The following is an 11699-nucleotide window of genomic DNA, read 5'->3' on the forward strand; positions in this document are numbered from 1 at the left end:
TAATATTATTAATATAGTTCAAAAGGGTGGAAAAATCAAGTAAATCCGACAACTGCCTAGTGGAACTCAATGCTAGGACTCCCTATCCGTTAAAAAAAGGCCGCAAGATGGAAAACCATCCAGCAGCCTTAATGATCCTTAATAGCACTAATAAGTTCACAGGGTCAAAATACTTGCCCGAGCAGCCTTCGGCTGCTGGCATCCAGGTTCTCCGTGTCAGTAATTTCACAACGGTTCCCATCCAGATCCGTCAGCAGCAGCCCCGTTTGACCTACTCGCTGCACATGTTCATGAAGGTTGCGCATCGTCAGCTTAATCGGACCTAGCGTCGTCTCCATATCCCATCGCCACATTCCCGGAAGCTGCTTGATCTTCAATATCCGGGTCACCTTCGGAATCATATACCGAAAGCTCAACTCCATTCGCACAGCCTCTCGGCTGTCCGGTTGCAGCTCAGCCAAATCCTCAATCACGCCAAGCTCTTCCCCTTTGGCATTGCGTACGGATATAAAACGCTCTTGCATGGACAAAGGAAATGCCCGATAAAGCAGTATTTCAGGATAAAAATCCGATCCCGTATCAAGAGTCAGCATACCTCCCGGCGAGCGTACGAAGTGAGCCTTCGCCGGCTCAAGCAAAGTAATATCGTAGAGCTCCTTCATCCGGCCTCAACCCCCCGAATCTTCGACATTTCTTTCTGCGCTTCCACGAGCTTGTAATAAATGCCTTGCTGCTCGAGCAGCTCGTCATGCGTTCCGATCTCGGCAATCTTCCCTTTATCCAGCACAACGAGCCGGTCTGCGTTCCGCAAGGTAGACAAACGGTGCGCGATTGCAAACGTTGTTCGCCCCTTCACCAGTCGGGAGATCGCCTCCTGGATTTGCCGCTCCGTCTCCGTATCGACAGATGCTGTTGCTTCATCGAGAATGAGAATTCGCGGATCATGCACGATAGCGCGTGCAATGGCGATCCGCTGCTTCTCCCCTCCGGACAACCGATGACCTCTCTCTCCCACTCGAGTGTCATACCCGTCCGGCATGCGAACAATGAAGTCATGTGCGTTCGCGATTTTGGCCGCCCGCATAATCTCGATAGGGGTCGCGTCCGGCTTGGAATAAGCGATATTCTCCGCAACCGTTCCATCGAACAGGAACGTTTCCTGCAGGACTACTCCGATTTGCTTGCGCAGGTCTTCCTGGTCGATCTCTTTCAGGGGAACCCCATCGACACGGATCTCACCCTGATCGGGATCGTAGAACCGACAGATCATGTTAATCATCGTGGACTTGCCGGCACCGGAGTGTCCCACCAATCCGATCATCTCGCCCGGCTCGACCTTCAGATTAACATCCTTCAGTACGGGATGATGCTTCTCGTACCCATAAGTAACCTGGACAAGCTCCACCTTGCCCTCCACTCGTGGAATCGTGCGTGCGTTGGACGAAGTAGGCACGTCCGTCTGGGTATCCATAATCTCAAACACTCGATCGGCTGCGGCTAATGCCCGGCTGGTCCAGTTCATAGCCTGACTGAACCACTGCAGAGGCCCGAAGAACATGTTCAAATACACTGTAAATGCTATCAGCGTACCGAGCGACAATCCCCCCTGAACTACGCCCCAGCCGCCATAATACCAGACGAGCAGGGCACCAGACGTCGTAATAAGGGAGAAGAATGGAAACACACCTGACCAAATGCCCTCCATGCGAATCCCTTGCTTCACAAGCTCCTCGTTTGCGTCCCCGTATCGGCTCCGTTCTGAGGACTCCTGTCCGAATGCTTTTACGACCCGAATGCCTTGAAGCGCATCTCCTACGAGCATATTGATTCGGTTCATAGCCCGCCATTGTTTGTACCAAAGCTTATGTATGATCGGCCAAATGCCCATGGAAGCGAACAACACCAAAGGTGTCGGGAGAAGCGCCAGCAGCGCTAACTTCCAATCAAGGCTGACCATTACACTGATGATCGCTACTAGCATTAATACTTGTCCTGTAATCCAGATGATCCCGTCCGTGAGGAACTGGCGCATCGCTTCCGAATCACTATTGATGCGGCCGATGAACTGGGACGTCTGCCTCCTGTCGAAGAAGCTGAGGGACAAGCTCATCAATGAACGGTACGTGTCCCGTCTAATGTCTCCCATCAGCTTGCCGCCCACCCAGACGCCAATATAGCCGCGCAGCATCTGCATCAAGGTCAGCATCACCCGGGTCCCAGCCAGTGCAATTACGAGCCACATCAGCGTTTCACCCACGGATTTGGGCTGGAGAACATCGTCGACAATAACTTTGGTCAAATAGGGCGGTACGAGCTCCATCAAGGTGGCAACCATCATTAACAGAGCGGCTACAACCATCTGGAGCTTGTAGGGCTTCGCATACCGGAGTAAGCGGACGATTATTTTCCCCTTATTCGAGCAGCTTGGACAAAGGTTCGTGCCATCCGGAAGCCGACTCTGACAGCTCCCGCATAACCGCGGCAAATCCTTCAAGGACATCACCGGCAGTTCTTCGCTGCGGATTAGAGCATTCATCGTCTTCGCGGCGAAGTTCATCTGATTGTTCAACGCCGATGTATAACGCGCGAGAACAACAGCCTCTTCCTCCGTATCGGCGATCAGAACACCGCCGCCGATGGCGGCAACGATTCGGACCTCTTTCATTCGCTCTAAAACTAATACACGTTCTTCCCCATTGCCATTACGGATGTAAACCCCGTTGTCTCGGATGTCAAGAGTAGTTTCTCCAGGTTGTCCCGTGTCCGACAAATTCGTCTGCACAGTCAAGACAGTTCTACCTGTTCCTGAATTCGCTTGGGTTCTAGTTAATTCTTGTTCCAAAACGCTCAAATGCTGGTCCTCCTTTTGTCCAAACCGAAATCTTTTCCATGCAAGCACTTCCTCATTGTAACAACGATTGGAACTTATTGGTATCTAGTTTTGGGGTAAATTTTGATTAAAGTGAATCTTTATCAAAGAATGAATCCTAACTCTATTAATTTTGATACATCCGTTTAAACCGCGGTTTATATGTCAAAGATGGAAACATAGCATAAATCGCTAGCTTCTTCGTGATGTTAATAGAATTTGCAGGAGGAGGTGTGAAAATGTCGATATTCAAGTCGTTCAGAAAGCCGAGGAAACAGATAATCCGGAACGCTCCTGCTCCTGATCAAATTTTGAATGAATATCAGAATGAGAGAGTCAGTAGAAATCTGGAGGAGACCATCACATTTGTCGATCGTCTATTAGGCGTGAACGGCGACTTTGTAATGCGTCGTTTTCATGTATTCGGTAAGCATCCTGCCGTCATGTTCTATTATGCCAATATGATTGATCAGGGCTTGATTAATACTACTATATTAAAACCATTGATGTACGTGCCTGCTCATCTGGAAGGAAGATTGATAGAGGTTGATCAGTTAAAGGATATTCTATTCAACGATACCTTGTACCATAGTGAAGGGAAACTAGAATCGCAGCTGGCCAAATTAATAGCAGGCATTTCTCGTGGTGAGACGGTTGTCGTTATAGAAGGCTTGGATGAAGCCCTTTTGATTGGCACACGGAGTATTGATAAACGGGCTGTAGATCAGCCGGCAACGGAGCAGGTTATCCGTGGTCCCCGTGAAGGCTTTATTGAGATGCTGGGAACGAATCTTGCCCTGCTGCGTTACCGATTACAAACCCCCGATCTTCGTTTTGAGACCATAGAGATCGGCCGCAGAACCAAATCCAAAGTCGCAATCTGCTATATAGAAGGCATAACAAACCCTGATACGGTTAAGGAAGTGTATCAGCGTCTGTCCAAGATTGATGTTGATGCTATCCTCGATTCAGGTTATCTGGAGCAATACATAGAGGACAATCATTATTCCCCTTTCCCGCAAGTTCAATATACGGAGAGACCGGATAAAGTAGCAGCTAATCTGCTTGAGGGCAGAGTTGCGATTATGGTAGACGGCTCTCCATTAGCCTTGTTGGTTCCTACTGTTTTTAGTCAGTTCTATCAAACCGTAGAAGATTATACGGAAAGATTCCTGCTAATGAGCGCCGTACGTATGGCCAGGCTTGTAGCTCTAATGTTTTCCCTTGTATTCCCTGCGCTCTATGTAGCGATTATTTCCTTCAATCCAGAGCTGATCCCGACCGAGTTCGCCGTTGCCGTGGCAGGTGGACGGGCCGGTGTCCCCTTTCCTGCCATTGTAGAGGTCCTAGTAATCGAAATATCGATGGAGGTACTAAGGGAAGCTACGATCCGATTGCCGCAGCAAGTAGGTGGCGCACTATCTATTGTAGGCGTCCTGGTTATCGGACAGGCGGCGGTAGCTGCCGGATTCGCAAGCCCTATCACTGTCGTCATTATCGCGTTAACGACCATCGGATCATTCGCGACACCGGCCTATAATGCGGCGCTTGCTCTGAGGCTTCTGCGTTTCCCGCTCATTATATTGGCGGGTATCTTTGGCCTATATGGCGTTGTGATCGGCTTGATTATCATTGCTAATCACCTGCTTACTTTAAAATCTTTTGGCGTACCTTACTTGAGCCCGCTAGTACCTGGAAATTATGAAGGCATGAAAGATTTATTGGCACGCGGACCTCTCTCATGGATGAAGAATAGGCCTTCCTTCCTGCATCCTGTAGACAAAACCAGAGTGAACGACAATGGTGCGGATGAGCATAAGAACCCAACGGATAACATGTAGATTCCTAGACTAGCTAGTTAGAAGGAGAATGAACAGTATGGAGCCGACTCGACATATCACAGTAATCCAGACAGCAGCAATTCTTATAAGCACTATTATAGGGGTAGGGGTACTTCCGCTCCCTCTGTTTGCTGTTCGCGCTGCCGATTCGGGCGCTCCTCTCCTTACCTTGTTCGGATTGATACTCTCCTTTATCGGGTTGTCCTTCGTAGCCATGCTAGGTATGCGGTTTCCCAACAAAACGATTATTCAATATGGGGAGGATATTATTGGAAAATGGGCCTCTTGGATCGGAAGTGCTTGTATAATCCTGTTTTTTGCTATTCTGACCTCTCTAACAGCACGTGAATTCGGAGAGGTAGTTGTTACTGCGGTTCTTACCAAGACACCTTTAGAAATCACGGTTATTGCCATGCTTTTACTCGCTGCTTTTTCTACTCGGAATAACATCACAACGTTTGCTTACATTCATCACTTTTATTTTCCAGCCTTATTAGGCCCCGCGATAGTGATCGTAGCACTTTCGTTGAAAAATGCTGACATCATCAACCTCCAACCGATTTGGGGGAATGAACCCAAGGGTATGTTTACGGGAGTTCTGACAGTAGCAGCCTTATTCCAAGGCTCCTTTATTCTGACCACGGTGATCCCGTCCATGCGTCGACCGGAGAAAGCAATGAAAGCAACGATCTGGGGAATGCTCGTTGCTGGATTGCTCTATGTTACGACCGTGGTGGCCACAGTCAGCGTATTCGGCTCGGAGGAGATCAAGAAGCTGCTTTGGCCCACGTTGGAGTTAGCGAAGGCGACTTCATTGCCTGCAAATATCCTGGAACGTCTGGATGCTGCCTTTCTTGCCGTCTGGGTGACCGCTGTATTCACCACTTTGTTGTCGAGTTATTTTCTTACCATTCATTCGATCAGCAAGCTGTTTCGCTTACAGAATCACAAGATGCTCGCCTTTTTCATCCTGCCCATCGTTTTTATTACAGCTATGCTTCCTCGCAATATTATCGATATGTACTCTATCATTGAGAACGTCGGGCGTATAGGACTCTTTATTACCATCGTTTATCCAGCCCTATTACTAGTGATCTCAGTCATTCGCAAGAAAAGAGGGGATCGTTATGGGGACAAGCCCATCAATAAAAGCGGTTAAAGTGCTCTGTCTCCTCGTGCTTGCCGTTCCTTTCCTGACGGGGTGCTGGGATCGGTTGGAAATTGAAGAACGTGCAGTAGTCTTGGGTATTTCTGTTGACATTGCTGGTCCAGAGGCCGAAGAACAAGAGGAAGAGGTTTCACATCTTCGAGAAGCGTTCCCTGCGCCGAACAAAGATATGATACGTGTTGCCGTAGCGATTGCACTCCCTGGAAGGATTCAGCTGGGACCTGGAGAAAGCGGAGGAGGCAGCGCAGGCGGAAAGCAAACCTTATGGGTCATTGATGTGGTTGGTCATACGATCGATGATGCCATTATGAATCTGCAGCAGCAAATATCAGGCCGACTGTTCTTCGGGCATTTGCGTGTTATCGTTGTATCGGAGGAGGTGGCCAGAAAAGGCTTGCAAAATTTGAACGATTACTTCAGGCGCAACTCGGAAGTACGAAGAATGGCCTGGATGATGATATCGAAAGGTCCTGCCGAAGAGTTGATGAAAGCAGCTCCGAGACTGGAACGAGTGCCTACTCTGTATCTGATGTCGACGTTGGATAACGCAGTAAAGCTGGGTAAATTCCCTTATGATTACGTCGGTATGTTCTGGAGCAATACTTCTAAGAAAGGGCAGGAAGCTTTTCTCCCATACGTTGAACTAATGAAAGAAGATAACATTCAAATACAAGGATTGGCCTATTTCCAAGGACCGAATATGGTAGGTTCAACGAAACCGTTCGAAATCGCTGGATATATGGGAATAAAAGGATTAAATCCAGCGGGATACCGCGGGTTTATTAAGATTGAAGGGACTCAGGAAACAGTAACCATCTATGCTACCCACCGTAAATCGCAATTTGAGCTTCAAATTCGGGAAGGGCTCCCCCATTTCACCGTAACCGTCTTTACTGAAATTAACTTGGAGGAAAAAATGAATGAGCATGCTCCAGTCATTAACTCTGATATTCTCACCAAAATTGAACAACAAAACGCGGAATCCCTTGTAAAAACTTACGAGGAATTGATTAAAAAAACACAGGAAAAAGGGTCGGATATTTTCGGTTTTGGTGAATATGTGCGAGCCAAAGAGCCTAGGTACTGGAATCAGCAGATCGGGACCAAGGAGCGTTGGCAGGAAATGTACAAGGATATTTCCGTTGAATTCAAGGTAAGCACCAATGTTCGCCGGGTCGGAATGAAAGCTCAATAACAGGAAGGAACGGGGGCTCCAGACTATGACGGAAACCATCGGCTTCATCAATTACGCGATTACTTTATGGCTCGTTTCAGGGATATTGATTCTGGTGTTGGATGTCAAGAGCTACGAGTTCGCGGCCATGTACAAGGAAAAAAAAATAGCCCGTGTTATGGGCTGGTTTAATATTATATTCGGGATCTTGTCATTTGTGGGATTCTGGGCGTACCGTACTTGGGCGTGAAGGTATGTCCTGCAGATAGCGGTTGTGTATTTTTACTACTACCTTGCGGATCAGCTCAGGGGCTCCCCCGCAGCATCCCGGGCGATGGATCTCTCCGGGTTGGAAAACTGCATACATCCCTGGATGGAGCTGCACGAATGATTCTTCTTGGACCTCACGGTACAGGAGAGCATCATCTGTTTCTAATAAATCTCTATCCACAGCGGACTGGAGCGGCGATACTGTAAATCCAATTCGTTCACTTCCCTGAACAAGGAAATGAATATCTGTATGTTGTTCATGGGATTCACCAAGCGTTTCTTCCACATATCGGGTATTCATCTCGGAAACAATAGCGAACAAATTCGCACCGTCAATCTCGATTTTCCCGTTAGCGCTACTAGTGAAATCCGTGTTCCGCAAAAACTCCAATGCAGAGTTTAGTGCTGGGGAGTAAAAATGCTCGCTCTCTCGTTCACCGATATGACCTATGATCATGATAAGACTCCTTTAACACTAGTAAACTAGTTTATTCGATATATTTTCTGAGCGGCCGCAAATGATGTTCCATCTCGCGTTTGGCCCCATCCGTATCTTTTAGCTTGATCTTTTTGACAATATTCCGATGCTCTACAAGCGACAGTTTGGTATCATCCACGTTGCCGAAATGAACCTCTCTGATCGTGATAAAGAAATCAGTCAGCACTTCGCTGAATTGGTAATAGGTTTGGTTCCCTGTGGCCTTGAACAAACACTGATGAAATTGAAGATCCTCTTCAGAGGGGACCAGGCGCTGCTCGATTCTTTTCGCCATCTCGTCATTCCAATATTCCATGCGTTCAATTAATTCAAGATCGTATCGCTCGATAGCCATCTCGACTGCGCCAAGCTCAAGAATGCGTCGGGTAGCCCACAATTCTTTCATCTTGGTCTCACTTTGCCTTAACCGAAAGGACAACTGATCCATGACCGGTTTCAATGACAAGCTATCTACGTAGATTCCATCTCCGGTTTTTATTTTGACAATTCCCAGCATCTCCAAAGACTTCAATGCTTCGCGAACAACAGTACGACTAACGCCGAGCATTTCAATAAACTGTTTCTCGGAGGGCAGCTTGTCTCCTTCTTTTAGTTCATTACTGAGAATATAGCCCTTAATCCGTTCACTTACGGTTTGGGAAAGATTAACTTTCTCCGTTTTTAACATTTTCACGCCTTCTCTCCAGGTCATCCTTTAACACTTCCTACGGTGATGCCTTTGACAAAATATTTCTGGAATGTGAGGAACACGATGAAAATCGGGATGAAACCAAGCGTTGCAGCTGCCATTTGTGCTCCGTAGTTCGCCACATATTCACTGATCAGCGTAGAAATGCCTACATTGATCGTCATCTTCTTATTATCGCCGAGCATAACCAATTGCCACAAGTAGTCATTCCAGGCAAACGAGAAAATAAATATCGCAAGCGCCCCAACCCCTGGCTTCACGACCGGAAGGAATATTCTCGTAAACAATCCGATTTCACTGCATCCGTCCATTTTCCCTGCTTCTAGCAGCTCCTTAGGTACAGTCTGGCTGAACTGCTTCATCAGGAACACCCCGAATGGCAGCGCAAGCACAGGTAGAATGGCACTCGTCAACGTATTGACCAAGTTCAAATCGACCATTAACGAGAACATAGGGACAAGTCCGAGCTGTCTTGGGATCAGCATTGTCGTAATAACTGCTCCGAATATCACAAGTCTGCCCGTGAACTCATGCTTGGTGAACGCATACCCTGCCATCGTTGCGATCAAACAAGCCAGAATCGTGGAGATAACGGCGACCAAGACGCTATTCAGCAGCCAATAGTAGATCATACTGTTCTCTGTCAGCTGCAAATAATTAATCAGAGTCGGATTGGATGGGAAAAATTCCGGTGGGATCTTGATTGTTGTTGATTGATCCTTGAACGAACCGGTTATCATCCAATAAAGCGGGAATAAGAAAAAAGCGGCAAGGGCGTACAGGATGAAATTCGAAGCCCATTTCAATACTATTTTGACCATCTGTTCTACCCCCCGCTCTAATATTCGACGTCGGTTTTGAAAAATTTGAACTGTATGACCGAGAAGATACAAATCATTATAGCCAACACTACGCCCATTGCAGATGCCACTCCAAGCTTGCCGTATTTGAAGGCAGTCTCGTATAACAAGTACATGATGGTAGTTGTGCCATAGCTCGGTCCGCCGCCAGTCAACAATTGGACGACGACAAACGTCTGGAAGGCGCCAATGGTGGATGTGACAACAACATATAAAGTCGTTGGTTTAAGTAGTGGTAATGTGATGTTCCAGAACTGTCTCCAAGGCGAAGCGCCGTCGATGGAGGCTGCCTCATAATACGTTGGAGGGATGTTCCCCAGAGCAGCCAAATACAGAATGATCGGCTGTCCGACTACCCAAGTAATGATGACAAGAATGATTGCAGGAAGCGCGAACGTTTCATCCGATAGCCACATAACAGGTTTAATACCCAATACTGACAATCCGTAATTGGCCACTCCGCTTACCGGGTTATAAATCCACAACCAAGTAATGGATAGAATGACCTGAGACGTTACGATCGGCAAATAAAAACTGGCCCTGAAAAATGACGCGAGAGCAGCCGACTTATGAATAATCAAGCTGGCCAGGAGGAGCGAGATCACAACCGATAAGGGGACCACGCCGAGGACTATGATAAAGGTATTCAGGATCGCTCTCCGAAAAACTTCGTCTTTCAGCAGATATACATAATTGTCTAGCCCCACCCATTCCTTTCGTCCGATCCCGTAATCGAATAAGCTCATGTAGATCGCATCCAGAAACGGATAAATCTCTAATAACAGGAATAAGAGCAAGAATGGAGCGATGAAGAAATAACCCCAGAATTCCTTATACAACCTTGATGACATCGGCAAAACCCCAATCTTCATTAAACTGATCGGAGATCCCGTCTACACGGGATCTCCAACCGAACTTCCAATCCCTACTTCGAATTAGCTGCGATGATTTCGTTCGCCTTTTTCACCCAATCGTCCAACGCTTGCTGGGAGGTTTTCTTCTTAGTGAACGCCGCCTGTAGTTCCGGGAACAAGGCACTGCGGGTTTCAGCGTAACCTGGAATGGCCGCTCCGATGTTGCCGGCGTATTTGAACAATTTGATTGTTTTACCTTGATAGGAATTCTCTTCATAGTTTTTGGCTAATGACTTGCGGGTGGCAAGCACGGACGGTGCTTTCGCCATCTTCTCCGAGTTTTCCTTGTTGTTCATGAATTTCACGAATTCCTTAGACCATTTGATCTTTGTGTTGTTCTTGGTATTCCATACCCATGTGCCGTAGCCGAAGAAGACAGTGTTGGATGTTTTGCCATCCTTGGAAGGGTACGGTACCAGATCGAAATCGAATTTCTTGGCGCTTCCATCACTGAACGCTTTATTGAAGGCAGCGACGTTTCCTACACTGCCGAATGTCATGCCGATCTTGCCTTGAACGAACATCTCGTTGATCACTGCTCCAGCTTTCAGCCCCGCTGCTCCAGGAGGCACGACACCTTCATCAATCATCTTCAACAAGAAATCAAGTCCTTCTACGCCTTCCTTGGAGTTCAGAACAGCTTTTGTGTTGTCATCTGACCAAGTTTTGGCTCCGAAGCCCCAGAGGAACATATTGTGACCTTGGTCTCCGCCGATATCGCCGGCATAAGTACCGAACCCGTAGATTTGCTTGGCAGGATCGTTAACTGCTTTGGCAGCTTTCAGAAACTGGTCATATGTCCATGTGCCCATATTGGTTGGAATAAGATCGAGAGCGTTCTTTTCCTTGAAAATATCGCGATTTACTAGCATCGCTCCTGCGGTCATACTGTTGGGGAACATGTAGACTTTTTTGTTGACGGACATTGCGTTAAGCGTGTTAGATTCAAAATCATCTTTATCAATAATATCGTCCAACGGAACGAGGAGGTCCTTGCTTGCGTAAGTTAATGGCCAGAAGTATCCACCCTGCTGAACATCTGGAAGCTGGTTCGTATTCACAGCGATGCTGATGCGCTCATTTATTTTATCGTCAGGCGTCTTCACCATGTTGATTTTTACGTTGGGATTCGCTTTTTCGAATGCAGCTTTGATTTCTGTATAAGCGGTCTGCACATCTTCGCGTGCGTCTACCCACCACGTAAGCTCAACATTTTCTGGAGCAGCAGAGGCTTTGACTCCGCTATCGCTTGAACTGGGCTTGGAGTCCGGAGTAGAACTAGAACATGCAGCAACCAAGCTGATTATTAATAACATAGCTATTATAGAAACCGCTTTCTTCATTTATTGACCCTCCCTCTGAATAATTGCCTATTTGGTCATGTTAAACATCTTTATTGGAACCTGAAATGAAAGC

General features: G+C 47.2%; 11 protein-coding genes. 4 read left to right on the forward strand and 7 right to left on the reverse strand.

Annotated elements, in window-relative coordinates; translation table 11 throughout:
- Positions 1-164: 164 nt before the first annotated feature.
- A complete protein-coding gene (locus AC58QD_RS08470; protein ID WP_497332009.1) occupies positions 165-662 on the reverse strand; it encodes a DUF1854 domain-containing protein in 498 nt (165 codons plus the stop codon).
- On the reverse strand, positions 659-2851 hold the full coding sequence (locus tag AC58QD_RS08475; protein ID WP_497332011.1) for an ABC transporter ATP-binding protein: 2193 nt from the start codon (positions 2849-2851) through the stop codon (positions 659-661). Before AC58QD_RS08475 ends, AC58QD_RS08470 begins: the two co-directional genes overlap by 4 nt.
- Before the next feature lie 257 nt (positions 2852-3108).
- Here AC58QD_RS08475 and AC58QD_RS08480 point away from each other — a divergent pair, with 257 nt between their 5' ends.
- From AC58QD_RS08480 to AC58QD_RS08495, 4 genes are read left to right on the forward strand one after another with little or no spacing between them, the layout of a single operon-like run.
- Positions 3109-4710: a spore germination protein gene (locus AC58QD_RS08480; RefSeq protein ID WP_497332013.1), complete on the forward strand. Its 1602-nt coding sequence runs from the start codon at positions 3109-3111 to the stop codon at positions 4708-4710.
- Positions 4711-4747: 37 nt separating this feature from the next.
- Complete coding sequence (locus AC58QD_RS08485) at positions 4748-5869, forward strand: GerAB/ArcD/ProY family transporter (protein WP_497332015.1); 1122 nt, start codon at positions 4748-4750, stop codon at positions 5867-5869.
- Positions 5838-7073 (forward strand): Ger(x)C family spore germination protein, encoded by a 1236-nt coding sequence (locus AC58QD_RS08490; RefSeq protein WP_497332017.1) that lies wholly within the window; start codon positions 5838-5840, stop codon positions 7071-7073. Before AC58QD_RS08485 ends, AC58QD_RS08490 begins: the two co-directional genes overlap by 32 nt.
- Before the next feature lie 25 nt (positions 7074-7098).
- A complete protein-coding gene (locus AC58QD_RS08495) occupies positions 7099-7302 on the forward strand; it encodes a CLC_0170 family protein (protein WP_497332019.1) in 204 nt (67 codons plus the stop codon).
- Here the strand turns inward: AC58QD_RS08495 and AC58QD_RS08500 are convergent.
- The 5 genes from AC58QD_RS08500 to AC58QD_RS08520 form a co-directional block, all read right to left on the reverse strand.
- On the reverse strand, positions 7264-7779 hold the full coding sequence (locus AC58QD_RS08500) for a NanQ anomerase/TabA/YiaL family protein (RefSeq protein ID WP_497332021.1): 516 nt from the start codon (positions 7777-7779) through the stop codon (positions 7264-7266). The two genes, AC58QD_RS08495 and AC58QD_RS08500, sit on opposite strands and share 39 nt — an antisense overlap.
- Before the next feature lie 31 nt (positions 7780-7810).
- On the reverse strand, positions 7811-8512 hold the full coding sequence (locus AC58QD_RS08505) for a FadR/GntR family transcriptional regulator (RefSeq protein ID WP_497332023.1): 702 nt from the start codon (positions 8510-8512) through the stop codon (positions 7811-7813).
- Positions 8509-9330 (reverse strand): carbohydrate ABC transporter permease, encoded by an 822-nt coding sequence (locus AC58QD_RS08510; protein WP_497332025.1) that lies wholly within the window; start codon positions 9328-9330, stop codon positions 8509-8511. The genes AC58QD_RS08505 and AC58QD_RS08510 overlap by 4 nt, the downstream gene beginning before the upstream one ends.
- 17 nt (positions 9331-9347) lie before the next feature.
- Positions 9348-10220 (reverse strand): carbohydrate ABC transporter permease, encoded by an 873-nt coding sequence (locus tag AC58QD_RS08515; protein ID WP_497332027.1) that lies wholly within the window; start codon positions 10218-10220, stop codon positions 9348-9350.
- A gap of 74 nt (positions 10221-10294) precedes the next feature.
- Positions 10295-11626 carry an ABC transporter substrate-binding protein gene (locus tag AC58QD_RS08520; RefSeq protein ID WP_497332029.1) on the reverse strand — a complete coding sequence of 444 codons (1332 nt, stop codon included), beginning with the start codon at positions 11624-11626 and terminating at the stop codon, positions 10295-10297.
- Between the last annotated feature and the right edge of the window lie 73 nt (positions 11627-11699).

It is taken from the genome of Paenibacillus sp. J2R1T-4, from assembly GCF_059692235.1.